27 protein-coding genes and 6 pseudogenes are annotated in these 25,155 nt (G+C 48.0%); 12 read left to right on the forward strand and 21 right to left on the reverse strand.

Going from position 1 to position 25,155, the window contains the following annotated elements; genetic code table 11:
* The first annotated feature begins 140 nt into the window (after positions 1–140).
* Positions 141–1,628, forward strand: a complete 1,488-nt coding sequence (locus ACQGXV_RS10085) for a M16 family metallopeptidase (RefSeq protein ID WP_440866302.1) — start codon at positions 141–143, stop codon at positions 1,626–1,628.
* 74 nt (positions 1,629–1,702) lie between these two features.
* Here the strand turns inward: ACQGXV_RS10085 and ACQGXV_RS10090 are convergent, their stop codons facing one another.
* The 7 genes from ACQGXV_RS10090 to yhjD all read right to left on the reverse strand — a co-directional run bounded on the left by ACQGXV_RS10090 (position 1,703) and on the right by yhjD (position 6,375).
* On the reverse strand, positions 1,703–2,635 hold the full coding sequence (locus ACQGXV_RS10090) for a sugar kinase (protein WP_440866303.1): 933 nt from the start codon (positions 2,633–2,635) through the stop codon (positions 1,703–1,705).
* A 180-nt stretch (positions 2,636–2,815) separates the two neighbouring features.
* Complete coding sequence (locus ACQGXV_RS10095; RefSeq protein ID WP_440866304.1) at positions 2,816–3,004, reverse strand: tautomerase; 189 nt, start codon at positions 3,002–3,004, stop codon at positions 2,816–2,818.
* Entirely contained in the window at positions 2,943–3,116 is a 174-nt protein-coding gene (locus ACQGXV_RS10100) for a hypothetical protein (protein ID WP_440866305.1), read from the reverse strand. The genes ACQGXV_RS10095 and ACQGXV_RS10100 overlap by 62 nt, the downstream gene beginning before the upstream one ends.
* Entirely contained in the window at positions 3,094–4,305 is a 1,212-nt protein-coding gene (locus ACQGXV_RS10105) for an IS256 family transposase (protein WP_440862551.1), read from the reverse strand. Before ACQGXV_RS10105 ends, ACQGXV_RS10100 begins: the two co-directional genes overlap by 23 nt.
* 50 nt (positions 4,306–4,355) lie before the next feature.
* A complete protein-coding gene (locus ACQGXV_RS10110; RefSeq protein ID WP_440866306.1) occupies positions 4,356–5,159 on the reverse strand; it encodes a transposase family protein in 804 nt (267 codons plus the stop codon).
* A gap of 67 nt (positions 5,160–5,226) precedes the next feature.
* Positions 5,227–5,376 (reverse strand): 2-hydroxymuconate tautomerase family protein, encoded by a 150-nt coding sequence (locus tag ACQGXV_RS10115; RefSeq protein WP_440866307.1) that lies wholly within the window; start codon positions 5,374–5,376, stop codon positions 5,227–5,229.
* Positions 5,377–5,394: 18 nt separating this feature from the next.
* Positions 5,395–6,375: an inner membrane protein YhjD gene (yhjD, locus tag ACQGXV_RS10120; RefSeq protein ID WP_440866308.1), complete on the reverse strand. Its 981-nt coding sequence runs from the start codon at positions 6,373–6,375 to the stop codon at positions 5,395–5,397.
* A 263-nt stretch (positions 6,376–6,638) separates the two neighbouring features.
* Here yhjD and ACQGXV_RS10125 point away from each other — a divergent pair, with 263 nt between their 5' ends.
* The 4 genes from ACQGXV_RS10125 to ACQGXV_RS10140 all read left to right on the forward strand — a co-directional run bounded on the left by ACQGXV_RS10125 (position 6,639) and on the right by ACQGXV_RS10140 (position 8,274).
* Positions 6,639–6,761 carry a hypothetical protein gene (locus tag ACQGXV_RS10125; protein ID WP_440866309.1) on the forward strand — a complete coding sequence of 41 codons (123 nt, stop codon included), beginning with the start codon at positions 6,639–6,641 and terminating at the stop codon, positions 6,759–6,761.
* A 492-nt stretch (positions 6,762–7,253) separates the two neighbouring features.
* The gene (locus tag ACQGXV_RS10130; RefSeq protein ID WP_440863228.1) at positions 7,254–7,448 is read left to right on the forward strand and encodes an IS630 transposase-related protein; all 195 of its coding nucleotides are present in this window, start codon (positions 7,254–7,256) and stop codon (positions 7,446–7,448) included.
* A 180-nt stretch (positions 7,449–7,628) separates the two neighbouring features.
* Positions 7,629–7,817, forward strand: coding sequence for an IS630 transposase-related protein (locus ACQGXV_RS10135; protein ID WP_440863229.1), 189 nt, complete (start codon positions 7,629–7,631; stop codon positions 7,815–7,817).
* Positions 7,741–8,274 carry an IS630 family transposase gene (locus tag ACQGXV_RS10140; protein WP_440867179.1) on the forward strand — a complete coding sequence of 178 codons (534 nt, stop codon included), beginning with the start codon at positions 7,741–7,743 and terminating at the stop codon, positions 8,272–8,274. The genes ACQGXV_RS10135 and ACQGXV_RS10140 overlap by 77 nt, the downstream gene beginning before the upstream one ends.
* A 55-nt stretch (positions 8,275–8,329) precedes the next feature.
* Here the strand turns inward: ACQGXV_RS10140 and ACQGXV_RS10145 are convergent, their stop codons facing one another.
* On the reverse strand, positions 8,330–9,304 hold the full coding sequence (locus tag ACQGXV_RS10145) for an IS30 family transposase (RefSeq protein WP_440866310.1): 975 nt from the start codon (positions 9,302–9,304) through the stop codon (positions 8,330–8,332).
* Between the two features lie 90 nt (positions 9,305–9,394).
* On the opposite strand from ACQGXV_RS10145, the pseudogene ACQGXV_RS10150 reads away from it, so the two are divergent.
* Positions 9,395–9,493 (forward strand): annotated as a pseudogene (locus ACQGXV_RS10150) (IS5/IS1182 family transposase); the annotation flags it as partial.
* Here ACQGXV_RS10150 and ACQGXV_RS10155 read toward each other — a convergent pair.
* Together ACQGXV_RS10155 and ACQGXV_RS10160 are read right to left on the reverse strand one after the other, a co-directional pair.
* Positions 9,476–9,742 (reverse strand): hypothetical protein, encoded by a 267-nt coding sequence (locus ACQGXV_RS10155; protein ID WP_440866311.1) that lies wholly within the window; start codon positions 9,740–9,742, stop codon positions 9,476–9,478. The pseudogene ACQGXV_RS10150 and the gene ACQGXV_RS10155 overlap by 18 nt on opposite strands.
* Before the next feature lie 47 nt (positions 9,743–9,789).
* Entirely contained in the window at positions 9,790–11,586 is a 1,797-nt protein-coding gene (locus tag ACQGXV_RS10160) for a hypothetical protein (RefSeq protein WP_440866312.1), read from the reverse strand.
* A gap of 410 nt (positions 11,587–11,996) precedes the next feature.
* Between ACQGXV_RS10160 and ACQGXV_RS10165 the strand changes: the two genes are divergently transcribed.
* Entirely contained in the window at positions 11,997–12,317 is a 321-nt protein-coding gene (locus ACQGXV_RS10165) for a hypothetical protein (RefSeq protein ID WP_440866313.1), read from the forward strand.
* A 412-nt stretch (positions 12,318–12,729) separates the two neighbouring features.
* Here the strand turns inward: ACQGXV_RS10165 and ACQGXV_RS10170 are convergent, their stop codons facing one another.
* From ACQGXV_RS10170 to ACQGXV_RS10180, 3 genes are read right to left on the reverse strand one after another with little or no spacing between them, the layout of a single operon-like run.
* A complete protein-coding gene (locus ACQGXV_RS10170; protein ID WP_440866314.1) occupies positions 12,730–13,290 on the reverse strand; it encodes an IS30 family transposase in 561 nt (186 codons plus the stop codon).
* Positions 13,251–13,784 (reverse strand): IS630 family transposase, encoded by a 534-nt coding sequence (locus tag ACQGXV_RS10175; protein ID WP_440867179.1) that lies wholly within the window; start codon positions 13,782–13,784, stop codon positions 13,251–13,253. Before ACQGXV_RS10175 ends, ACQGXV_RS10170 begins: the two co-directional genes overlap by 40 nt.
* Positions 13,708–14,073 (reverse strand): IS630 transposase-related protein, encoded by a 366-nt coding sequence (locus ACQGXV_RS10180; RefSeq protein WP_440862584.1) that lies wholly within the window; start codon positions 14,071–14,073, stop codon positions 13,708–13,710. The genes ACQGXV_RS10175 and ACQGXV_RS10180 overlap by 77 nt, the downstream gene beginning before the upstream one ends.
* Before the next feature lie 324 nt (positions 14,074–14,397).
* Between ACQGXV_RS10180 and ppiA the strand changes: the two genes are divergently transcribed.
* A complete protein-coding gene (gene ppiA, locus ACQGXV_RS10185; RefSeq protein WP_440866315.1) occupies positions 14,398–14,988 on the forward strand; it encodes a peptidylprolyl isomerase A in 591 nt (196 codons plus the stop codon).
* Positions 14,989–15,085: 97 nt separating this feature from the next.
* On the opposite strand, the gene ACQGXV_RS10190 is transcribed toward ppiA, so the two are convergent.
* Entirely contained in the window at positions 15,086–16,060 is a 975-nt protein-coding gene (locus ACQGXV_RS10190; protein WP_440866316.1) for an IS30 family transposase, read from the reverse strand.
* Positions 16,061–16,235: 175 nt separating this feature from the next.
* Positions 16,236–17,041 (reverse strand): IS5 family transposase gene (locus ACQGXV_RS10195; RefSeq protein WP_440866317.1). Its coding sequence is split into 2 segments (ribosomal slippage): positions 16,236–16,688 and positions 16,691–17,041, totalling 804 coding nucleotides; the frame shifts between segments, so codons are not numbered across the junction.
* A 428-nt stretch (positions 17,042–17,469) separates the two neighbouring features.
* Between ACQGXV_RS10195 and ACQGXV_RS10200 the strand changes: the two genes are divergently transcribed.
* Together ACQGXV_RS10200 and argD are read left to right on the forward strand one after the other, a co-directional pair.
* Positions 17,470–18,045, forward strand: coding sequence for an aminodeoxychorismate synthase component II (locus ACQGXV_RS10200; RefSeq protein ID WP_440866318.1), 576 nt, complete (start codon positions 17,470–17,472; stop codon positions 18,043–18,045).
* 125 nt (positions 18,046–18,170) lie between these two features.
* Positions 18,171–19,394: a bifunctional acetylornithine/succinyldiaminopimelate transaminase gene (argD, locus tag ACQGXV_RS10205; protein WP_440866319.1), complete on the forward strand. Its 1,224-nt coding sequence runs from the start codon at positions 18,171–18,173 to the stop codon at positions 19,392–19,394.
* Positions 19,395–19,409: 15 nt separating this feature from the next.
* On the opposite strand, the pseudogene ACQGXV_RS10210 reads toward argD, so the two are convergent.
* The 3 genes and pseudogenes from ACQGXV_RS10210 to crp form a co-directional block, all read right to left on the reverse strand.
* Positions 19,410–19,898 (reverse strand): annotated as a pseudogene (locus tag ACQGXV_RS10210) (IS5 family transposase); the annotation flags it as partial.
* 203 nt (positions 19,899–20,101) lie between these two features.
* A pseudogene (locus ACQGXV_RS10215) lies at positions 20,102–20,452 on the reverse strand (IS5 family transposase); the annotation flags it as partial.
* Between the two features lie 124 nt (positions 20,453–20,576).
* Positions 20,577–21,209: a cAMP-activated global transcriptional regulator CRP gene (gene crp, locus ACQGXV_RS10220; RefSeq protein ID WP_012764006.1), complete on the reverse strand. Its 633-nt coding sequence runs from the start codon at positions 21,207–21,209 to the stop codon at positions 20,577–20,579.
* 316 nt (positions 21,210–21,525) lie between these two features.
* On the opposite strand from crp, the gene ACQGXV_RS10225 reads away from it, so the two are divergent.
* Positions 21,526–21,951, forward strand: a complete 426-nt coding sequence (locus tag ACQGXV_RS10225; RefSeq protein WP_440866320.1) for an OsmC family protein — start codon at positions 21,526–21,528, stop codon at positions 21,949–21,951.
* 13 nt (positions 21,952–21,964) lie between these two features.
* Here the strand turns inward: ACQGXV_RS10225 and ACQGXV_RS10230 are convergent, their stop codons facing one another.
* From ACQGXV_RS10230 to ACQGXV_RS10240, 3 genes and pseudogenes are all read right to left on the reverse strand, one after another.
* Entirely contained in the window at positions 21,965–22,087 is a 123-nt protein-coding gene (locus ACQGXV_RS10230; RefSeq protein ID WP_440866321.1) for a hypothetical protein, read from the reverse strand.
* Positions 22,088–22,297: 210 nt separating this feature from the next.
* A pseudogene (locus tag ACQGXV_RS10235) lies at positions 22,298–23,374 on the reverse strand (IS256 family transposase); the annotation flags it as partial.
* A 59-nt stretch (positions 23,375–23,433) separates the two neighbouring features.
* Positions 23,434–24,101: pseudogene (locus ACQGXV_RS10240) on the reverse strand (IS5 family transposase); the annotation flags it as partial.
* A 56-nt stretch (positions 24,102–24,157) separates the two neighbouring features.
* Here ACQGXV_RS10240 and ACQGXV_RS10245 point away from each other — a divergent pair.
* Positions 24,158–25,129 (forward strand): annotated as a pseudogene (locus ACQGXV_RS10245) (methyl-accepting chemotaxis protein); the annotation flags it as partial.
* Between the last annotated feature and the right edge of the window lie 26 nt (positions 25,130–25,155).

Genomic DNA, 25,155 nt, shown 5'->3' on the forward strand with positions numbered 1-25,155 from the left:
TGATCGCTCTGATTTCCCCGTAATACCTCCGCTGGCGCATCCTGAAAGGGACAGGCGTATTGGGCGGTGAGAGAGTGCACAGGCCTTATTGTAACAATCATCTTTTACTGTGTTGGATAGTCAGTTAAGTAGGGGTTCACATGCAGGGCACCAAAATAGGGTTCTTAGTTGGTGGAGTGTTGCTGGCGTTGGCTGGTGGCAGCGTGCAAGCTGAAACACTACAACCCGATCCTGCCTGGCAGCAGGGAAAGCTGGATAATGGCTTCACGTGGCAGCTACTGACCACGCCGCAGCGTCCTGGGGATCGGATTGAATTACGTTTAGTGGTTAACGCAGGTTCGCTGGCTGAGAGCGCTCAGCAGTCGGGCTTTGCACACCTTATTTCTCGTTTGGCACTGACGCCGGGCGATAATTTACCGGTTGCACAGCTTCCTTCGTTGCTGATACCGGAGGCTAACGGTGCTAAGCCGCTGCCGCCCGTTTTCGTCTCGTATGATTACACCTCCTACAACCTCAGTTTGCCCAATAATCGGCCTGAATTGCTTAAAGATGCGCTGAATTGGCTGGCAGAAATGGCAGGGGGCGTCAAGATTGATGATGGCAGTATCGCTAACGCGTTACGTATCCCCGATCAGGTAGTCAGCGTTCCCGCCGATCCGCAGAATGCAACATGGCGCTATCGCTTGAAAGGATCGTCTCTGCTGGCGCACGATCCAGCACAGAACGTCAAAGCACGGCCAACGGCTGAAATGATGTCGCAGTTTTACAAGGCCTGGTATACCCCTGATGCGATGACGTTGTACGTGGTAGGGCATGTAGAAAGTCGCCAGATAAACGAGCTTATCAGTAAAGCGTTTGTCTCGCTGGAAGGCAAACGCGCGGCACCGGCTCCTATGCCGACGCTCGCACCGCTGCCTGCGGAGCCGATTGGCTTTATGCTCGATAAGGCGAAACGCGATACGCTTTCGCTGGTCTGGGATATGCCCTGGCACCCTATCCGCGAATCGCATGCGCTCACCCGCTATTGGCACAGCGATGTGGCGCGTGAAGCGCTGTTCTGGCATGTGCAGCAGGCATTGGAAAAGAGCGGGCTTAAAGAAACCAGCGTGCGCGTTAACTGCGATGTGTACTATACCCGCGCGCAGTGTGGCATCCATTTGGACAGCCCCAACAGCGAGAACGCCGAGGCCGCGGTGACCTTCCTGGCAAAAGAGCTGGTGACCTTGCGTGACAAGGGGCTTACGCAGCAAGCGTTTGATGCGCTGGTAGCGCGCAAGAGTGACGAGCTCAGTAAACTGTTTGCGACCTATGCCCGTACCAGTACCGATGTGTTGATGCAGCAGCGCTTGCGCTCACAGCGTAAAGGCGTGGTGGATATTGCACCGGAACAGTATCAGAAGTTGCGTCAGGCTTATCTCTCTGAACTGACGCTACCGTTGCTGAATCAGGAACTGCACCAGCAGCTTTCTCAGGAAACCACGCTGATGCTCAAACAGCAAAAGGGTGAGCAGGAAGTAAACACCAAGGCGTTGTATGAGGCGTACAGTAAAATCATGACCCCTCCGGTTGCGGTGGAGGCTGCATCGACCGCACCGTCGGAAGCGGTGCAGACAAAACCAGTGCAGTAATGAGCCTGGTTGTTATCTCGCCCAATAAAAAGGGAAGCCATCTGGCTTCCCTTTTTCGCGGTAGCGCCCTGTTATCAGGCTGGCATGGCATCCTGCGGGATGATGGCACCACGGTACTGAATCACCGTGCTGGCCGTCAGGTGACCGCGCTTGGCCGCCGCTTCCGTCGAGCCGCCGCACAGACGCACTGACAGATAGCCTGCGCTGAAGGAGTCACCCGCCGCAGTGGTATCCACTACGCGCTCTTTCGGCAATTTCACCGCCGGAACATCCACTAAAGGCTGGCCGTTTTCAGAAATCAGGCAGGAGTCTGCGCCGCGTTTAATTACCACTTCAGATACACCGAAACCGTGTGTGCGTGCCAGCACGGCATCCACCGGCTGTTCGCCCCACAGCATGTCTTCGTCATCCAGTGTCAGGAAGGCGATATCGGTACACGCGAGGATGTCACTGTAGGCTTGCTGTGTCTCTTCTTTGCTTTGCCACAAGCGCGGACGGTAGTTGTTGTCGAAAATAACCTTGCCGCCGTTGGCACGGCAGGTACGCAGCAACGTCAGCAAACGCTGGCGGCTGGCAGGGTTAAGGATCGCCACGCTGATACCGCTCAGGTAGAGATAGTCAAAGGTGGCCAAACGCGCGCAGATTGCATCGGCATCTTTGCCGTCCAGCCAGAAACGCGCGGCGGCATCATTACGCCAGTAGTAGAAGGTACGCTCACCGGTATCGTCGGTTTTAATGAAGTACAGGCCCGGCAGCTTGTTGTCCAGACGCTGAATCAGTGATGTGCCAACCTTCTCTTTTTCCCAGGCCGTCATCATTTCCGTGCTGAAGCTGTCCGTGCCCAGTGCGGTCACGTAGTGGACGCCCAGAGCGTCGGTATTCACCTGGCGAGCGACATACACGGCGGTGTTCAGGGTGTCGCCACCAAAGCCGCGGCTGAGATCCGCGCCCTTTTGCGACAGTTCAATCATGCATTCGCCAATCACGACAATGTTTTTAGTGGTCATCAGAAGCTGGCCCGTTCGAAAAAGTGAAGAAAAAGGTCATCAAAAAAGAGAGCAATGGGCTCCAGTCTTAACGTTCGCAGGCATTGAGTCAATAGTCTTAAAGCGATGTTTTATTTTTTCATGACCTGGATCGGGAAAATTGACCACTCCCGATCCTTCTGGCGCTCAACGCATGAAATATCAGGACTTCGGCTTGCGCAATTCGGTGACGCTTTCACCGCCCAATCCCCAGTTGTCGGTATCCACTTCATCAATAAGCGTGTTGCTTAATAGTGAAATAAGGGTGTTTCGGTGATTGAAGTAAATTTTACGCTGTTCTGAGATGGAAATTCCAAAGACCGGCGCTAAGGAGTAAGAAGGTATCATCAATAAAGGGTCTACGATTCCGTAAAATTTGGGTCATGCAACCGAGGCGCTTGATGAGTCTGTAAAGAATTTTGTGTAAATGGCTCCATTGCTTAACCGGAGATTCGTTCTCCATACATCAACATGAATTGGCTCATAGCAGGTTTCCAGTCTCTGATTGGCAAGGTCCATTTAGCAGAGATATTATGCAAGGCTAGATAGAGTAATTTTATCACCGAGTCATCCGTTGGAAATATTCGTCGCGTTTTCGTTATCTTGCGCAATGAAGCATTTAACGACTCTATCGCGTTGGTGGTGTAGATAACCTTGCGGATCTCCGGCGGAAAGTCAAAAATGACGATGAGACGTTCCCAATTATTTCTCCACGACGGGCTGATCGTCGGGAACTGTTCATCCCATTTGGCCGCGAAGGCATCCAGGGCCTCTTCAGCGCCCTCTAGCGTTGCGGAACTATAGATGGTGCGCAGGTCAGCAGCAACGGCCTTACGCTCTTTCCAGCCGACGTAGCGCAGCGAGTTCCGCACCTGATGCACAATGCAGAGCTGTACCCGCGTATGCGGGTAAACAGCTTCAATGGCATCAGGAAAGCCTTTCAGGCCATCGCAGCAGGCGACGAAGATGTCCTTTAGCCCACGATTTTTCAGTTCTGTCATCACAGATAACCAGAACTTGGCCCCCTCAGTTTTGGCTATCCATAGCCCCAGCAGCTCTTTTTCGCCCTGGCCGTTGACGCCGAGGGCCAGATAAACAGACTTGTTGGCCACGGCTCCGCCGTCCTGGCTTTTGACAACAATACAGTCAAGGTAAACAATGGGATAAAGCGCATCCAGCGGCCGTTGCTGCCAGCGCTTAACTTCATCCATCACAGCATTGGTCACTTGAGAAATGAAGCCAGCGGAAACATCGACCCCGTAGACTTCTTTAAAGTGTGCCTGAATATCACGGGTTGATAACCCTCTGGAATAGAGAGAAATAATGCGGTCATCGAAGCCGTTAAGCTGTTTTTCGTGCTTACCGATCAGTGTCGGCTCGAAGGTACTGTTGCGGTCGCGCGGAATATCGAGCTCGATCTCCCCATTTTGGCTACGTACGCTCTTGGATGTCTTGCCATTGCGTGAGTTGCCTGAATGATTACCAGCCGGGTCATGCTTAGCATACCCAAGGTGCATCTCCATCTCAGCTTCAAGAACCCGTTCCGCCAGTCTTTTAGTCAGCACCTTGAGTAGGCCTGATTCACCCAGCAGATCCTGAGGGGAGTGACAATCTTGAAGCAGTTGGTCAATAAGTTCGTTGCTGATAGGCATTTTGTTATCCTTTGAAGGTTTTCCTCAAAATGCCATTTACACAGATTATTTTACAGTCTCCGCTTGATACCCGCGATGGCGTGTTCAACTGTAATACGGATGCCCGAGATTATTTTATTTTCTTGTTTTTGTTCAGGCGATAAAGGTCTTTTTCGAGTTCCTTTTTTTGGGATTTGTGTATTAGGATGCTGTTTATCTATACCTTGAAAACCGGTATCTGCCCAGATGGTTACCTCAGGAGGAATATGGCGAATTATATCGACTTTATCGAGTAAGCGTTTATCGTGACCGCGCCCATTTTTGCTCATGGGGATAAATCCAATTTGCCTTGTTTCGTCAGTCATAATAAGCCCTTTTCGAGTGGTCTGTCTTTTCTTTCCCGAATACATTTTTTTTCGCCGACGCAGATTCTTAGGCTTTTGGACAGGTCGCTCTGTCCCATCAATAAAGACGTCTTTAACTCCAGGAAAGGCGCGAAAAAATTCCTCAGCAGAGCGAATTTGACGAGCGGGCAAAACACATTCTCGCCCCAAGGTCATCTCTAAAACCGGCAATAATATTTTTACCCAGCGACATACCCGTGTTCTATCTAAACCAAAAAGAAGTCCTTGCAAATCATAGGTCGGATAACATTTTAAATACAATAAAATAAAAAGCAGTTTATCTAATGGGGTTGGGATAAATCCTTTCTGCCCTGCACCCATCTGCCGCTCGTGATCTTTTCGATTCTTTTTCCGATAAATCAAATAACAAGCTGAAAATTCAGCGGCTAAATTTTTCAATTCTTCGACTGATAATCCAATGATTGCTTTACATAAACGATTATCTCGTAACAACCGCTCTTTGTTGATCATTTCAAACCTTTATTCTCTAAGTTAAACCTCTTTTTATTCTCAATAGCCTGACAAAAAATGCAAGTCTCTATTCAGCAACTAGTTTAATGATAACGGTGGTGGTGGCCGGATTTTTACCCATAACGTCGACCAATAATTGGGTGACGCCTGCAATCAACTGGCGCTTTTGCTCTGTGGTGGCGCCATCGCGCGTGATTTTAATGTTAACAAATGGCATGGGATCTCCCGTTATTGGTTAGCGTGGTGTGTCATCTGTTGATTTATCGCCTTTATAGTTCGCCGTTGCAATCCATGCCGCACAAAACAGCGTGAGGCGAGCAAAGAAGTAGAAGAAGGCCATCAGGCCAATCACCGAGCCAAAAGCGGCACCGGACGGGGTGCTGGCGAGTTTTGGCAATGCGACCGTCATGGCGAATTTGATGGCCTCAAACCCCACGGCGGCGAGCAGCGTGCCGCGCAGCAGTGCTTTGTGCTTCGGCTTGTGGCGCGGCAATATCATGAAAATCCAAAGGAAAACTAAATAGTTAGCGGATATAGAGATGGTGAGTGTGATCACGCGCAGCAGGGGCCGCAGCCATTCGATGCCTTCTAGCCCGAGTGCAGAAACGATGGCACTTTGTGCCGTACCTGCCGCCGAAGTGAGAAACATCGTAATGGTCAGCGCGATCAACAGCCCTATCAGGGAGAGAAAATCCCGCACGTACTGCAAATAGATTTTTTCTTCTTCGTGCGGCTTGCGTTCCCATACGTCACGGGATTGGGCGCGGATCGCTTCACGCAAATTGCCCATCCAACTGATACCGGAATAGAGCGCGATCAGCAGTCCGGTGACACCAACGGTGGTGCGCTGTTCAACGGCGGTCTTTACCGTATTTTTTAACGTCAGCGCCAGGTTGGGATCGCTGATGCTGTTGACGATGCGGTCAATCAACTGCGTCAGCATATCGGGGTTGGAGGCAAGCACGAAACCGACAGTAGCGAAGGAAACCATCAAAATGGGGATCAGCGACAGAAAGGAAAAATAGGTGATGGCGGCGCCAAACTGGTTTCCCATGCGATCGTTGAAACGCTTTCCGGCACGGATCAGGTGTGCAATGCTAGGGATGGCCTGAACCCGTTGTGCAATGCGCTTACATCGGGAAAGCCATGAAGACGTAGCCTTCTGTGCCGATGACGCGGTGGATGTTGAACGATGCGGATCGACCGGTGTGGGCATCCGTTTCCTCCTGTTCAATGAAAAGCCGACGTGCTGATGAAGCTTTTAATCAACGGGTTATATAAAAAAATTTAACCGCAAACGTCGTACAGCGATGGATTGATTATAACCAACAATCGGCAGAGGAAGGCGTTCTTTGTGTCTTTGATATGTCTGATGCATAAGCTGAAGGATAACCATGCGCAGAGAAAAAAATCAGGATGACCTGCGCCATAATTCAATCCGCAAAAGATTTTTCACTGAATAATCACTTAGGTGATGATATGGCGCGCATTTACGATGAAAGCGTGTTGACGCTTGTTTATATAGCCAAGCGACATTATTTTGATAACAGCCAGCTATGCTTCTTTGCCGCATATCAGGGCATAGGATGTAATCATTTTTAAGTCGGTTGGCTATACTCATTAAAGACCGCTTGAGGTCTGTTTGGTTGGCGCTATTGCGCTGATGCTGCCACGCCGTTAATCGAGTAAAACCTTTCATGCCTGCTTCAGCAGTCTGCGCCAAGCGCGTTGCGCCTTAATTTAACGCCTAGGAATTTCAAACTTTTTGGGGCCCCTGATTTCGGGGGCTGGCAACGATGAAAACCGGCTTTTTTATCGTGAATGCCTCTGTGTTTGGGTGATTTTTGAACACATTGCGCGTTTTTTGATTACATCGCCGAATTCCAGGCAGAGTTTCCCCGCATTATCCAACGTAACGCATTCGCGCTATCTCCCCGGCGTTCGCGATTAGCTTCTCCAGGGCCGTTGCCGGCAGCGCCCGGCTGAACGCCATTTTTGCCCCGCACAGCAGGCAGGCAAACGGGTCTGTATTCAGTAATCCCTGACTCAGCGTTGTGTATAGCTAAACGACTTAATTTTGATTACATTATTTAAATGAGCTATTCAATTGATTTTAGACGTAAAGTGATATCTACACGGAAAAACGAAGGGTTGAGTATCCGAGAAACAGCGAAGCAATTTCGGATTGGCCCTGCCTCTGTATCGCGTTGGATTAATCAAATAGAGTCAAAAGCATCGACCACGCGTCAGCGAAAGATCGATAAATCCGAGTTGGGCTTTGTTGAATAATTTAAGATACTGATTTATATAAGCATTATAAAATTTCAACGACTAATTTTTCCTCTCGGAATGCTTTTTATTGTGCTAACTATTTGATTTGTCGTTCTAACAAAATACATTCTCTGTAAATGCATTCTAACTAAAGAAGATGTAAATCAAACGGTTAAATTATTCAACAAAGCCTCCGAGTTGATAAAAGATGTTGAACAATATCCAGATGCTTACCAAAAAGAACGTGCAGAGCGTTTTGGCGTTTGTCAGAAGGCCATTTGGCAAGCGCTTAAAAAGCTGGGATTGACCTATAAAAAAAACTCTACGTCATCCGAAAGCCGACGAAAACGCCCGGCAGGGATTTCAACAAAAAAAACAACAGTATGAAAAAGAAGGTAAACCTATTGTTTTTATTGATGAAAGTGGTTTTTCACACGATACCCCACGGACTCACGGCTATTCCCCAAAAGGTCAACGGTGTTTTGGCCTGAAGAACTGGGGAGCTAGGGGAAGAACAAATGTTATCGGCGCTTTATTAGGCACAACGCTGTTTGCTATCGGATTATTTGATATCAATATTAACAGCGATGTTTTCTATGCCTGGGTCACACAAGTCCTTATCCCAGTACTCCCTAAAAACAGTGTAATCATGATGGACAATGCCACTTTTCACAAAAAACATAATATTCAACAAGTCATCATCGATGCAGGGTATATGGTGGAGTATTTGCCTACATATTCGCCAGATCTTAACCCAATTGAGCATAAATGGGCACAAGCAAAAAGCAAAAAAAGAGAGATGGGTTGCGATACAGAGAGTTTGTTCTCAGTCCATATGGTGTAATCAAAATTAAGTCGCTGCCCCATTCCCAGTCGAAACGCAACAAAACGGTAGGGCATTATGCCGCCTGTAAGTGCGTTAAAAATACCTCATTTGGAGAACGATAACCCAGCGATTTTCTGCCTCGCGTATTGAGCAGGTGTTCGAGTGCTGCAACCTTGCGATGGGTGACATAATTGAAGTCCGTTCCCTTCGCGTAAAAACGCCGTATCAGCCCGTTGGTATGCTCATTCAACCCGCGTTCCCAGGAATGATATGGCCGGGCAAAGTAGACCGGTGCCCCCGTGACTTTTGTAATTTCCCCGTGCTGGGAAAATTCAGAACCGTTGTCAGCAGTCAGGGTTTTAAACTCGCAGAAGGTATTGGCAACGATGTCCCTGAAGGCCGCTACCACTGTCTCTGCTCGCTTGTTGGGCAGTTTGCGAATGATGACCAGCTTGACGGCTTTATCGACCACCGTCAGCAGGAATGATTTCTGATCTTTGCCAAAGATGGTGTCAATCTCGAAATGCCCGGGTTCCTGCTTGAGGTCAGCAACGGCCGGCCGCTGCTCAATGCCAACACGGTTGGGAATAGGACCGCGTTTGTTCTCATCGGTCTGATAGTTATACCGTTTACCCCGATGAGGGAGCTGCTGATACAGCTCACCGCCGGCCCGGCGCTCCTGCTGGATATAGCGATAGAGCGAGTTCTTGCTGACGGACAGGCCAAATTCCAGGACCAGGCGCCCACTGATGACCTCAGGTGAGGTGTGGGTAGACAGCGCCGTTATGATAAAGTCCTGAATGTGCGGTTCAAGCTGGTTAATCACGCTGTCCGGCCGTGTTTTCTGCCGCCGCCCTCTGGCCAACGTTTCGGCCCTTCTGCAGGAATAGACCCCGTTGAAAGCGGCGTCGGTATTGCGTCTGAGTTCCCTGCTGATGGTAGAACGAGGAAGCTCCAGTTCCCGGGCGATGGTGGCCTGGTTAACCCCATCACCACGCCGCTTTTCGATGTAGAACCGTTCTTTGTGAGTCAGATGTTTTCCCTGCATGCAACGGGATCTCCAGTAGGGCCAGAACGGTGATTTTATCCGACTCTGGCCAGTGGGTCACTTTGTTGCGTTTCGAGTGGGAATGGGGCGCTTCATCTAGCCGCAGACAGTGCAACGCATGAAATTATCTGTGCTGATTTATCGCTGAGCGGGACGACAGATGCGCAGGCCCTACCAACTCTGATAAACTAAACCCACCGAAAAATCAGGGATACAATAAACAATAATATCGCTGTTATTGGCGAGCAATAATCGATTGCTCCTCTCCATCTCATGAAAGGTTTGATTACCAATAACCAGCGCATTACGGTATTCTCCTCTACGCTTTAGCTTTTTCTCGTTGTAGTGATCGAATACATCCACATCAGGATTGCCGTCGAATTTTTTATAAAAAAGTTCGCTCAGCCCTTTTATAACGATAATAGAGTATATCCGCAATAACAATTGTTCTCATATCCCTCCCAAATACGGACGAAGCCTATCGATTAAAAACGACTTTTATCGATAAAGTTTATTCTCTCTTTTTTATATACTTTTGTTAGTATATTCACCAGGCTTAGATAATCATTCGCAACAAAAGCATTATCGTCTCCAACACAGAACTCTCTCCAAAACTTAATATGTCTATCATCGCCTTTTGTGGAGCTCAATGAAATGTAAAAGATATCTACCTCGTTTGTCTTATAGATTTTATTATAAGTTAATAAACCCTCTTTTATTCTTTTACAAATTTTGTAATCCTTATGGAGCTTGCTGGATAAACTTTTCGGACCCCTATAGGTATCATCCCCATCAGTAACCATGATAATGACCTTTTTAGCATTATGACCCTTCGCAATCACAGGTAGCGATCGCAGCAAACCACTGATAGTGTCAGTGTATCCTCCCATAACACTCATTTTCTCAAATTGAGAGATAACTTCAGGATTAGAGGTTAATTCAATTAAATAAGAGGGCGGCGACTGCCTATATTTCATTTCCTTAACAAAATCATTCAGCTTATGTGAATTAATAGTATTTCTTCCTGGTCGATAAAAGGTAAAATAGTTAACATATTCACACATGTGATGAAACATGGGATGATACTCATTATGAAGACGATAAGGAAAGTAGGTATAAGTAGTGACTGAACTGTCAGAAAACAAATTTTTATCCTTCAAAGCTTCATTGAAATCAATAGTTTCAGAATTTACAATACTCAAATATTCATCTGCTATTTTGTTTAATTTTTTAACATGATCATAATGAAGATTATATTCATCAGTATGCGCCCGCAAATTAGCACGAGAATCAGCATCACAGCTGTAAAAAGGAATATTTTTCTCCGAATATGTAGTGCACCATTTTTTATCAACCATTTGCGGCATGGTAAGATGCAAAACAACTGCAACGGTTTTTTCATAAAAAGAGGTGATTAGCTCATCCTGTTTTTTGATGTTATTTACTTTATCATCTAAATATTTGTTATACCAAAAATTGAAATCAACACTTTTACTTCTGAACTCCGTATACTGTTTTTTGAGCTTCCCGGCAAAAGAACAGCCTGTTTCTTTTCCACCAAAAAGGTTTGTTTTACTCAATTTAACAGGAACACCAACATTAAAAGGAACAATGCCAATGGTATTTTTCTTGTTATTATTAAAAATAGCTTGGGAAATATCCACTATCGCCTTTTTTAAAATATCGTATTTAATATCATCATCAGACCCACTAATCTTCTCGCGCATTGACTCAGAAACGTCTACAATAAAAACGAAATCCGTAGGAATATTGTGATTTTCCACCAATTTTCTTACCGTACCGGCGGAACTGTCTGCACGAACGATGACATCATCGCTAAATCCAACTCCGTTATATTTTTTGAAGATAGGATGTAATTTCGCAATCCCTGTTCCATTATAATCAATTGACGTTAATTCTTTTGCATTGTTACGGTTTAGATTGACAATAACGTCCAGATCGTTATCGGTAAAAGTTATGTTGGGAAAATAATAATTCAAATAGTGACTCAGAAGTTTTTTATTGGCTTCCTTATTTCTATGCTTAACAGCACATTCTTTATCCGCTACGTAATCGCAGCGATCGTTTATCGCAATGGCTAATGTCCCCTGATTCATCGCATCTGCCAATCGGGCACGGGTTGACTGGAAATACGCCCCATCAAGTGCAAAAGAAAAAAACATCAATAACATTGGAAACATAATAGCAAACGGCAATATCATTACACCAGACTCTCTGCGGAATACCAACAGAAAGATATCAAGAGAGTATTTTATCTTCATGACGCTTCCTGACATAATTATCGAACTCCAAAAACTCACCGAGGGATTACCGCGTTACTCACAGAGATATTTTTTACTGATAGCCTATTGCAAGCATCCCTTTTATTTTATCCCTCGATTATACCAGAGGCTTATATACTCAACGTACTTCAAGATGCATCTGCATATTCAGCAGAAGGCAGGTGAAGTAAGCCTGTCTGGTGGCCTTGCCGAGCATATCAGAAGTACGTTGAGTATATTGGTGTAACGAATCAACAGACAATCCGGTAATCAACTGAATATAGGCTTTGCTGAATAAATCGAACTTTTAGGTGACTGGCGGATCTGATCACTAGGCTGTGTCCCTTAATTGAGAGTGTAAAAAGATCTGTGTAAATGGCATTTTGAGGAAAACCTTCAGAGGACAAAAAATGCCTATCAGCAACGAACTTATTGAACGCCTAGGAATTTCAAACTTTTTGGGGCCCCTGATTTCGGGGGCTGGCAACGATGAAAACCGGCTTTTTTATCGTGAATGCCTCTGTGTTTGGGTGATTTTTGAACACATTGCGCGTTTTTTGATTACATCGCCGAATTCCAGGCAGAGTTTCCCCGCATTATCCAACGTAACGCATTCGCGCTATCTCCCCGGCGTTCGCGATTCGCTTCTCCATGGCCGTTGCCGGCAGCGCCCGGCTGAACGCCATTTTTGCCCCGCACAGCAGGCAGGCAAACGGGTCTGTATTCAGTAATCCCTGACTCAGCGTTGTGTATGTCACTGGCGCTGCTTTTTTCACATTATCCTGCCCCAGGGCTTTTCTCACCAGAGGCAACAGTTTTCCCACTACGCGGTTAGCCAGAAAACCAAAGTAACGCACCATCCGGAAATGCTTCTCCGGTATATGGGCTTTGTTGAATAATTTAACCGTTTGATTTACATCTTCTTTAGTTAGAATGCATTTACAGAGAATGTATTTTGTTAGAACGACAAATCAAATAGTTAGCACAATAAAAAGCATTCCGAGAGGAAAAATTAGTCGTTGAAATTTTATAATGCTTATATAAATCAGTATCTTAAATTATTCAACAAAGCCCGGTATATGCTTTATCAGCCGCAGTATCAGCGCCCCATTCACAGTCGAAACGCAACAAAACGGTAGGGCATTATGCCGCCTGTAAGTGCGTTAAAAATACCTCATTTGGAGAACGATAACCCAGCGATTTTCTGCCCCTTGTATTGAGTATGTGTTCGAGTTCGGCAATCTTACGATGACTGACCTGACTGAAGTCTGTTCCCTTTGTGTAAAAACGTCGTATCAGCCCGTTGGTGTGCTCATTCAAGCCCCTCTCCCAGGAATGATAAGGATGGGCAAAGTAGACCTGCGCCCCTGTGATTTGAGTAATTTGCTCGTGCAGAGCGAATTCAGGGCCGTTATCAGCTGTTAGGGTCTTAAACTTGCAAAAGGTATTAGCTTCAATGTCCCTGAAAGCAGCAACCACAGTCTCCGCACGCTTATTAGGCAGTTTGCGAATGATGACGGTTTTCAATGCGTTATCTACGATGGTTAACAAGAATGACTTCTGGTCTTTGCCAAAAATAGTGTCAATTTCGAAGTGGCCAGGCTCCTGTTTAAGCTCGGCTTGAGCTGGGCGATACTCAATATAGCCAAGCGACTTAATTTTGATTACACCATATGGACTGAGAACAAACTCTCTGTATCGCAACCCATCTCTCTTTTTTTGCTTTTTGCTTGTGCCCATTTATGCTCAATTGGGTTAAGATCTGGCGAATATGTAGGCAAATACTCCACCATATACCCTGCATCGATGATGACTTGTTGAATATTATGTTTTTTGTGAAAAGTGGCATTGTCCATCATGATTACACTGTTTTTAGGGAGTACTGGGATAAGGACTTGTGTGACCCAGGCATAGAAAACATCGCTGTTAATATTGATATCAAATAATCCGATAGCAAACAGCGTTGTGCCTAATAAAGCGCCGATAACATTTGTTCTTCCCCTAGCTCCCCAGTTCTTCAGGCCAAAACACCGTTGACCTTTTGGGGAATAGCCGTGAGTCCGTGGGGTATCGTGTGAAAAACCACTTTCATCAATAAAAACAATAGGTTTACCTTCTTTTTCATACTGTTGTTTTTTTTGTTGAAATCCCTGCCGGGCGTTTTCGTCGGCTTTCGGATGACGTAGAGTTTTTTTTATAGGTCAATCCCAGCTTTTTAAGCGCTTGCCAAATGGCCTTCTGACAAACGCCAAAACGCTCTGCACGTTCTTTTTGGTAAGCATCTGGATATTGTTCAACATCTTTTATCAACTCGGATTTATCGATCTTGCGCTGACGCGTGGTCGATGCTTTTGACTCTATTTGATTAATCCAACGCGATACAGAGGCAGGGCCAATCCGAAATTGCTTCGCTGTTTCTCGGATACTCAACCCTTCGTTTTTCCGTGTAGATATCACTTTACGTCTAAAATCAATTGAATAGCTCATTTAAATAATGTAATCAAAATTAAGTCGTTTAGCTATACCACCATGCTGGTGGATGCCAGCCTACAATACAGCCGCGATTTGGCCGTGCGTTCGGAGCGAATGGGGTAATAGTTCGGGTAAAAGCTGCATGATGTGCTAACAAGACGGGTTATTTACCCGTCTTTTTTTACGATCGTCGCCGATACTGCGCTGGTATGCTATACCTAATGGCCGTAACGTTGTGGCATACCCTTAAGTAAAAAAAAGTAAAAGGGTCGCGTTAAGGAGTGCGGGTATTTACAATCGTTACGCTTTCTTGTAGCCCCCGATCAAAAAGGAATTCTCATGTTCAAACGTACTCTGGTTGCTGCGGCAGCCCTGGTTTCACTGACAATGTTTTCATCTTCGGTCATGGTGTCATCGGCGATCGCTGCCCCTGCCACCACCACGCGCGTTTTGCTAACCACGTCTGAAGGCAACATCGAGTTAGCGCTGGATAACCAGAAAGCGCCGGTGTCAGTGAAAAATTTCGTTGAGTACGTGAATAGTGGCTTCTACAACGGCACCACCTTTCACCGCGTGATCCCTGGTTTTATGGTTCAGGGCGGCGGCTTTGTGGATGAGATGAAGCAAAAAGCCACTAACCCACCGATCAAGAACGAAGCAGACAACGGTTTGCGCAACGTGCGTGGCACTATCGCCATGGCGCGCACCGCTGAAAAAGACAGTGCCACCAGTCAGTTCTTTATTAATGTTGCAGATAATGCTTTCCTCGATCACGGTCAGCGCGATTTTGGCTATGCGGTGTTTGGTAAAGTGGTGAAAGGGATGGATGTTGCAGACAAAATCTCTCAAGTGCAAACCAGCAACGTTGGCCCTTACCAGAATGTGCCAAGCAAACCGATCGTGATTAAATCGGCTAAAGTGCTGCCATAAACGTTGTTGAGAATTTCTGGGATTGCTTTCAAGGCCACATTGTGTGGCCTTGATGGTTGCCCCATTCCCACTCGAAACGCAACAAAACGGTAGAGGCTTATGACACCAGTAAGTGCGTTAAAAATACCTCATTGGGGGAACGATAGCCCAGCGATTTTCTGCCCCTTGTATTGAGTATGTGTTCGAGTTCGGCAATCTTACGATGACTGACCTGACTGAAGTCTGTTCCCTTTGGGTAAAAACGTCGTATCAGCCCGTTGGTGTGCTCATTCAAGCCCCTCTCCCAGGAATGATAAGGATGGGCAAAGTAGACCTGCGCCCCTGTGATTTGAGTAATTTGCTCGTGCAGAGCGAATTCAGGGCCGTTATCAGCTGTTAGGGTCTTAAACTTGCAAAAGGTATTAGCTTCAATGTCCCTGAAAGCAGCAACCACAGTCTCCGCACGCTTATTAGGCAGTTTGCGAATGATGACGGTTTTCAATGCTTTATCTACGATGGTTAACAAGAATGACTTCTGGTCTTTGCCAAAAATAGTGTCAATTTCGAAGTGGCCAGGCTCCTGTTTAAGCTCGGCTTGAGCTGGGCGATACTCAATACCAACACGGTTGGGAATAGGGCCTGATTTGAGGTTTTCGGCATTGTACCTGTAACGTTTTCCCCGATGAGGAAGTTGCTGATATAGCTCCCCGCCAGCCTGTCTCTCCTGCAGGATATAGCGATAGAGCGTATTCTTGCTGACAGATATACCGAATTCCAGGTGCAAACGGCCACTGATGATTTCAGGTGAAGAGTGAGTGGAAAGCGCCTGCCTGATGAAGTTCTGAATGTGTGGCTCCAACGGGTAAAAAGCATTGTTTGGCAGAGGCTTATGACGGCGTTCCCGGGCCAGAGTGTCCGCCCTTCTACAGCAGTAGACACCATTGAAAGTAGGGTCGATATTGCGTCTGAGTTCCCTGCTGATGGTCGAGCGAGGCAGAGCAAGCTCTCTGGCGATGGTAGCTTGGTTGACACCTTCACCACGCCGCTTTTCGATGTAGAACCGTTCTTTCTGAGTCAGAGGTTTTCCCTGCATGCAACAGGCTCTCCAGTATGGCCAGAACGGTGATTTTATCCGACTCTGGCAAGTGGGTCACTTTGTTGCGTTTCGAGTGGGAATGGGGCGTTTCCGGTAAGTTATATGGAATCGTAGTCATGTGGTGCTATGGTTGATTATTATTTATTTGGCTAATTATTATGATACTTAGAATCTATCCCAATAGGATTTTATTCCAGACAATGATGCCGCAGGTAAAATGCAGCATCGCCTCATAATTTTCGACTTTCTTCTCCCAGCGAGTCAGAACCCGACGAAAGCGATTCATCCAGCTGTGCGTTCTCTCCACTACCCAGCGGTGAGCTTTAAAATCCGTGTTTTTGATGGCTTCCGACTCCTCTTTCCTTGACTGGATATGAGGTTCGTAACGACGACTTTTCAGACAGGCCTCCAGCCATCCGGCTTCATAGCCTTTGTCCAGACAGAGGCGGAGCTTTCTGCCGCGTCTGCCCGTCTGAAGGGCGTCGAGAGTATCAGCAACCAGCTTTATGTCGTGGGTATTTGCCCCTGAGACAACCAGAGAGAGGGGAAGCCCGTTCGCATCGGTCATCAGGCTACGCTTTACACCCTGTTTCCCCCGGTCTGTGGGATTCCGTCCTGTTTTTTTGAGCCTGCCAGCGGTGACTTCGTCATACAACCATCCATCGACAGCCATGACCAGTCGATAGCATCCAGCTGCTCGCAGGCCAGCAACCCGTTCTGCCAGAACCGTTCAAAAACTCCTGCATCCCGCCACTCCTGGAAGCGGCGGTGAGCGGAGCTTGACGAGCATATCCCGGTGGCATTCAGGGCATTCCACTGGCAACCCGTTCTGAGCACAAAGAGAATGGCGTTCATTGCGGCACGATTATCAACCCGCCTGCGATGCGTACCCAGCGGATGGTGGGTTTTGTGCTCCGGGAGCAACGGAACCATTTTCCCCCAGAGTTCATCGCTGATCTGCCACTTATTGCTTGCCATACTTCCCTCAGAAATTGCCATTACTTATTAACTGACAATTCCTTTTGGGATAGGTTCTTACTCCGCCTTCGACGTTAACTTCATTGGTGGTGGTGGCGAGACGGAAAATCCGGCGCCGTGGTCTCCGAATAACGTGTTTTATCCTGTGGACGTTTATGTTTCGCACAAGGGGGGGGTTATCGCTGCCGGAGCGCGCATACATCCAATAGCGGCTGGGCACCAGGAGTTGCCTTTACCCTTTGGGTTTATGTCAGGCCGATGGTTTAGATCATCGTATTTCACACCACACTTGCAAACCGGGCACTGAGGTGTCCGGTTTTTTGTTAATTGCATAATATATTGAAAAATAATAATAAAAAGTTATTCATTGCCTAATCACCTACAAGCACAGTAGCCTACAGCATCTCTTTTTCGCGTAAACTTGCCCCATGCTACTACTCATCGACAACTACGACTCCTTCACCTACAACCTCTACCAGTACTTTTGTGAACTGGGCGCCGCAGTGTTGGTGAAACGCAACGACACCCTGACGCTGGCGGACATTGAAACGCTGGCTCCTACACATCTGGTGATCTCCCCCGGTCCTTGTACACCGGATGACGCGGGTATTTCTCTGGCGGCGATTCGCCATTTTGCAGGCAAACTGCCCATTCTGGGCGTGTGTCTCGGCCATCAGGCGATGGGGCAGGCATTTGGTGCGCGCGTAGTGCGGGCACGTCAGGTGATGCACGGCAAAACCTCCGTGATCCAGCACACCGGGAGCGGCGTTTTTAGCGGGCTGGCGCTGCCTTTGACGGTGACGCGCTACCACTCTCTGGTGATCGACCCCACCTCTTTGCCCGCTGATTTTGATGTTACGGCCTGGACGGAGCGTGACGGCGAGCGTGATGAAATCATGGGAATACGCCACCGTATCTTGCCGTTAGAAGGGGTGCAGTTTCACCCGGAGAGTATTCTGAGTGAGCAAGGGCATCAATTGTTGCAGAATTTCCTTAATACCTGAGGTTATCAGCACCGGTTGCGATAAAACGGACTGTCATAACGCGCTATTTTATAACCTTGCGTATTGATTTTTTATGCATATTTTATGATTATATTTTCACCTTCAAGCGATATGGACGGAAGCAAATGACAACAGATTCAAAGGCGGTAACCCGTGCGACGCATGACAAGGTGATTCTACCCGTATACGCACCGGCGCAATTTGTGCCTGTTAAAGGCAAGGGGAGTCGCGTATGGGATCAGCAAGCGCGCGAGTATATCGACTTTGCTGGTGGGATTGCGGTAACGGCATTAGGCCACTGCCACCCGGCTCTGGTGGCGGCGTTAAAGCAGCAGGGCGAAACTCTGTGGCACACCAGCAATATCTTCACCAATGAGCCCGCGCTGCGTCTGGCCAGCAAATTGATCGACGCCACCTTTGCCGAGCGCGTGTTCTTTGTTAACTCTGGAGCGGAAGCCAACGAAGCGGCTTTCAAACTAGCTCGTCACTATGCGATTAAGCGCCACAGCCCGTATAAAACCAAAATCATTGCGTTCTACAATGCGTTTCACGGTCGCACCTTGTTCACTGTGTCGGTCGGTGGCCAGGCGAAATACGCGGATGGCTTCGGACCAAAACCGGCCGATATCGTGCACGTGCCGTTCAACGATCTGGCCGCAGTAAAAGCGGTGATGGATGACCACACCTGTGCCGTGGTGCTGGAGCCGATTCAGGGGGAAGGTGGCATTACACCGGCCACGCCGGAATTCCTCAAAGGCGTGCGTGAACTGTGCGATCAGCATCACGCGCTGCTGGTGTTTGATGAAGTGCAAAGCGGCATGGGGCGTTCCGGCAAGCTGTTTACCTACATGCACTATGGCGTGACGCCGGATATTCTCACCACGGCGAAAGCGTTGGGCGGCGGTTTCCCCATCAGCGCCATGCTGACCACTGAAGACGTCGCCTCTGTAATGACCGTCGGCGTACACGGTACTACCTACGGCGGTAACCCGCTGGCTTGTGCGGTGGCTGAAGCTGCATTGGACACCATCAATACCCCACAGGTGCTTTCCGGTGTACAAGCACGCCACGAGCGTTTCGTCTCGATTCTTCAGGCGATTAATGAAGAGCACGGTATTTTTGAACAGATTCGCGGTATGGGCCTGCTGATGGGCGCCGAACTGAAGCCGAAATGGCACGGTCAGGCGGGTAAGTTCCTTGCCGCAGCCGCAGAGCAAGGCGTGATGGTGCTGGTCGCCGGGCCTAACGTGGTGCGTTTTGTGCCGTCGCTGGTGATTGATCTGGAAGATATCGATCAGGGCATGGCGCGGTTCGCGCGGGCGGTCGAAGCGGTGGTGAAAGCGGAGTAGCCTAGGCTGTGTACCTTAATTACGTAACCGGGCGTAAAACAAGCGGATGCAGCCCAGTTTCACCATTGCTAGATAGTTTCTTGCCGTTTTTTCATAACGTGTGGCAATCCGTCTATATTCCTTTAAACGGCCAAAACATCTTTCTACAACGTTGCGACGGCGATAAGCATCACGATAAAGTTGTGAGCGTCCATCTGAAGCCAGTTTTTCATTTGATTTTCGGGGAATAACCGCTCTTATCCCTTTTCTTTTCAACTCGTTACGGAGTGCATTGCCAGAGTAGGCTTTGTCAGCCAGTACCGCATGACCACGACGCTTCATGCTACCGTTCTGCCGTTGCACGCCAATGCCGTCCAGGAGTCGTAACGCGAACAGGCTTTCGTGAGCCTGCCCAGCACTCAGTACGATATTTAGCGGGATGCCGCTTCCGTCAGTCGCCATGTGGATTTTGGTGCCATAACCACCTCGTGAGCGACCCAGGCTGTTATCGTTGGTAATATCGGGGGCTTTGTTGAATAACTTAAGATACTGATTTATATAAGCATTATAAAATTTCAACGACTAATTTTTCCTCTCGGAATGCTTTTTATTGTGCTAACTATTTGATTTGTCGTTCTAACAAAATACATTCTCTGTAAATGCATTCTAACTAAAGAAGATGTAAATCAAACGGTTAAATTATTCAACAAAGCCAATATCGGGATGTTTTTTTGAGCGCCAGCCGCACATTTGAGCGCACGGATATTGCTGCCATCCAGCGCAGTGGCTGACCAGTCAACAAGTCCATGAGCATCAAGAAATGAAAGTAACCTATTAAAAATAATGTTAATAATTCCAGACTTTGACCATCTATTGAAACGGTTATAAGCGGTTTTCCATGGGCCGTAACGTTCAGGTAAATCACGCCATGGGGCACCTGAACACAGTATCCAGAACATGCCGTTGACGATTTTGCGATGTTCTGCCCATGGCCGGCCTGCCTGCGGAGATGTCAAAACGGTTGGTAACAAGGGCTCAATGATTGCCCATGCTTCATCAGAAAGATCGTAGCGAGCCATAATCCAAAGTGTCTTAGAAACAGATGGATACTATAGCTCAAGCAATTAAGGGACACAGCCTAGACTTATCAAAAGCACGCTGCGCAGTGCACAACGTGCTTTTGTCTCAACGGCGCTGAGGGTATCAGCGTGTGCCGTATACCACGATAGTTTTGCCGTGTGCCGAGATCAGGTTCTGATCTTCCAGCATTTTCAGAATACGGCCTACCGTTTCGCGGGAACAGCCAACAATCTGACCAATTTCCTGACGCGTGATCTTGATTTGCATCCCATCCGGGTGCGTCATGGCATCGGGTTGCTTCGCCAGGTTCAACAACGTCTGTGCAATGCGGCCGGTGACATCCAGGAAGGCCAGATTGCCCACTTTCTGGGAAGTCACCTGGAGGCGACGCGCCATCTGTGAGGAAAGACGCATCAGAATATCCGGGTTGACCTGGATCAGTTGACGGAATTTTTTGTAGGAGATTTCAGCGACTTCACAGGCAGTTTTTGCCCTTACCCATGCGCTGCGTTCCTGGCCCTCTTCGAACAGGCCCAGTTCTCCAATAAAATCCCCCTGGTTGAGGTAGGAGAGGATCATTTCCTTGCCTTCTTCATCCTTGATCAGCACAGCTACTGAGCCTTTCACGATGTAGTAAAGCGTTTCTGCCTTTTCACCTTGGTGAATTAGCGTGCTCTTCGATGGATACTTGTGAATATGACAATGAGAAAGGAACCATTCAAGAGTCGGGTCTGTCTGCGGTTTGCCGAGAACCATTCGCTGTTATCCTCTGTTGTAATTCACTGCGCAAATTACAGGGTTCAGAGTTCCCTGTACGGCGTATTAACGTGCTAGTAGTAAAAATTCCGTGTTGGCGGACTGACGTCAGGTAATATACTGGCCTCTGTATGGCCACGTCACGACCCGTTCTGACCGTCAGCATAAAACTTAAGGAACGAATTCTATTCCCGTTTGTAACACATCTTGACGAGCCTGTCTTGTGTTGTCTCGCTTCAGCATGATTAATCTCTAGTTATCGGCGGTTTTTATATATAACAGTGAGTAATTTTCAAATAAATTTGAGGAGTTGTGGATGCAAGCGCGCGTAAAGTGGGTCGAAGATCTGACCTTTCTCGGTGAGTCGTCATCCGGGCATCAGATCTTGATGGATGGCAATGCTGGCGATAAAGCGCCCAGTCCGATGGAGATGGTGTTAATGGCGGCAGGTGGCTGTAGCGCCATTGATGTGGTGTCCATTTTGCAAAAGGGCCGCAATACAATTACCGGGTGTGAAGTCAAATTATCCTCTACGCGTCGTGAAGAAGCGCCGCGTCTGTTTACCCATATCAACCTGCATTTTGTCGTAACGGGCGTAGGGCTGACGGATAAGGTGGTTGAACGGGCAATATCGCTGTCGGCGGAGAAGTATTGTTCAGTGGCGCTAATGTTAGAAAAGGCGGTGAAAGTCACGCATAGCCACGAAATCATCGCTGTCGAGTCTGTAAAGAATTTCGTGTAAATGGCTCCATCGCTTAACCGGAAATCCGATCTCCATACATCAACATGAATTGGCTCATAGCCGGTTTCCAGTCTCTGATTGGTAGGGTCCATTTAGCCGAGATATTATGCAAGGCTAGATAGAATAATTTTAGCACCGAGTCATCCGTTGGAAATAGGCTTTGTTGAATAATTTAACCGTTTGATTTACATCTTCTTTAGGTAGAATGCATGTACAGAGACTGTATTTTGTTAGAACGACAAATCAAGTAGTTAGCACAATAAAAAGCATTACGGCTGGAAAACTTAGTTGTTGAAGTGTTATAATAATTATGTAAATCAGCATGTTAAATTATTCAACAAAGCCTTGGAAATATTCGTCGCGTTTTCGTTATCTTGCGCAATGAATCATTTAACGACTCTATCGCGTTGGTGGTGTAGATAACCTTGCGGATCTCCGGCGGAAAATCAAAAATGACGATGAGACGTTCCCAATTATTTCTCCACGATGGGCTGATCGTCGGGAACTGTTCATCCCATTTGGCCGCGAAGGCATCCAGGGCCTCTTCAGCGCCCTCTAGCGTTGCGGAACTATAGATAGTGCGGAGGTCAGCAGCAACGGCTTTACGCTCTTTCCAGCCGACGTAGCGCAGCGAGTTCCGCACCTGATGCACGATGCAGAGCTGTACCCGCGTATGCGGGTAAACAGCTTCAATGGCATCAGGAAAGCCCTTCAGGCCATCGCAGCAGGCGATAAAGATGTCCTGTAGCCCACGATTTTTCAGTTCTGTCATTACAGATAACCAGAACTTGGCCCCCTCGGTTTTGGCTATCCATAGCCCCAGCAGCTCTTTTTCGCCCTGGCCGTTGATGCCTAGAGCCAAGTAAACAGACTTGTTGGTCACGGCTCCGCCGTCCTGGCTTTTGACCACAATACAGTCAAGGTAAACAATGGGATAAAACGCATCCAGCGGCCGTTGCTGCCAGCGCTTAACGTCATCCATCACGGCATTGGTCACTTGAGAAATGAAGCCAGCGGAAACATCGACCCCGTAGACTTCTTTAAAGTGAGCCTGAATATCACGGGTTGATAGCCCTCTGGAATAGAGAGAAATAATGCGGTCATCGAAGCCGTTAAGCTGCTTTTCGTGCTTACCGATCAGTGTCGGCTCGAAGGTACTGTTGCGGTCGCGCGGAATATCGAGCTCGAGCGCCCCATTTTGGCTACGTACGCTCTTGGATGTCTTGCCATTGCGGGAGTTGCCTGAATTATTACCAGCCGGGTCATGTTTAGCATACCCAAGGTGTATCTCCATCTCAGCTTGAAGAACCCGTTCCGCCAGTCTTTTAGTCAGCTGCTTGAGTAGGCCTGATTCACCCAGAAGCTCCTGAGGGGAGTGGCAATCCTGAAGCAGTTGGTCAATAAGTTCGTTGCTGATAGGCATTTTTTGTCCTCTGAAGGTTTTCCTCAAAATGCCATTTACACAGATCTTTTTACACTCTCATCTGAAGCCAGTTTTTCATTTGATTTTCGGGGAGTAACCGTTTTTATCCCTTTTCTTTTCAACTTATTACGGAGTGCATTGCCAGAGTAGGCTTTGTCAGCCAGTACCGCATGACCACGACGCTTCATGCTACCGTTCTGCCGTTGCACGCCAATGCCGTCCAGGAGTCGTAACGCGAACAGGCTTTCGTGAGCCTGCCCAGCACTCAGTACGATATTTAGCGGGATGCCGCTTCCGTCAGTCGCCATGTGGATTTTGGTGCCATAACCACCTCGTGGGCGACCCAGGCTGTTATCGTTGGTAATATCGGGATGTTTTTTTGAGCGCCAGCCGCACATTTGAGCGCACGGATATTGCTGCCATCCAGCGCAATGGCTGACCAGTCAACAAGTCCATGAGCATCAAGAAATGAAAGTAACCTATTAAAAATAATGTTAATAACTCCAGACTTTGACCATCTATTGAAACGGTTATAAACGGTTTTCCATAGGCCGTAACGTTCAGGTAAATCACGCCATGGGGCACCTGAACACAGTATCCAGAACATGCCGTTGACGATTTTGCGATGTTCTGCCCATGGCCGGCCTGCCTGCGGAGATGTCAAAACGGTTGGTAACAAGGGCTCAATGATTGCCCATGCTTCATCAGAAAGATCGTAGCGAGCCATAATCCAAAGTGTCTTAGAAACAGATGGATACTATAGCTCAAGCAATTAAGGGACACAGCCTAGAACTGGCGCAGCGCATTGCACAAGGCGATCTCTCTGTGGTGGTAGGCCAGGTTCGTCGTGACGAACTGGGGATGCTGACGCATGCCATGATGGAGATGACGCAAAAGCTGTGTGGGTTGATGGTGGACATTCGAGACAGTGCGCATCAGGTGGCGACGGCCTCTTCTGCCATTGCCGACGGTAACCGTCATTTGTTCTCACGTACCGATCAACAAGCAGCCGCAATGGTGGAAACCGCTGCCAGTATGGAAGAGTTGACCGCGACGGTGACCAACAATGCGCATAACGCGCGGCACGCTGGACAACTGGCGCGTCAGGCATCGGGCAACGCCAACCGCGGTGGTGAGATCATTAAGCAGGTAGTAACAACGATGTCTGATATTACCGGTAGCTCGCGGAAAATCGCGGATATCACGTCGGTTATCAATAGCATTGCTTTTCAAACCAACATATTGGCGCTAAATGCGGCGGTGGAAGCGGCACGGGCCGGAGAACAGGGGCGTGGTTTTGCCGTGGTCGCCAGTGAAGTGCGTAATCTGGCGCAGCGCAGTTCACAAGCGGCCAGAGAGATTGAAGCCTTGATTGCAGAGTCAGTGACCCGAGTGGATGAAGGTTCTGTGTTGGTAGAAAAAGCGGGTAGTGCCATGCATGACATTGTGACGTCAATTGGCGCTGTCGATCGCATCATGAACGATATTTCGGTGGCGTCAGACGAGCAGAGTCGCGGTATTGCGCAAATTGGTGATGCCGTGACGGACATGGATCGTACCATTCAGGAAAATGCAACGATGGTCAGTGATTCCACCTCAGCGGCTTTAGCATTGGAAGCACAGGTCGCACGGCTTGCCGCGTTGATTGCCGTATTCCGTTTACCCGGGAACGATATTTGCGAGCCAGAAACCGCACAGCGGCCAGCCCGTTTTGCGGCTTTGCCCGTTCAGGTAACGCAAGGCGAGTGGGTGTAACTCACCTGAAGCGCGTGCATTAGCGG

Source organism: Symbiopectobacterium purcellii (assembly GCF_052050035.1).
In the GTDB taxonomy this organism is placed as follows: domain Bacteria; phylum Pseudomonadota; class Gammaproteobacteria; order Enterobacterales; family Enterobacteriaceae; genus Symbiopectobacterium; species Symbiopectobacterium purcellii_A.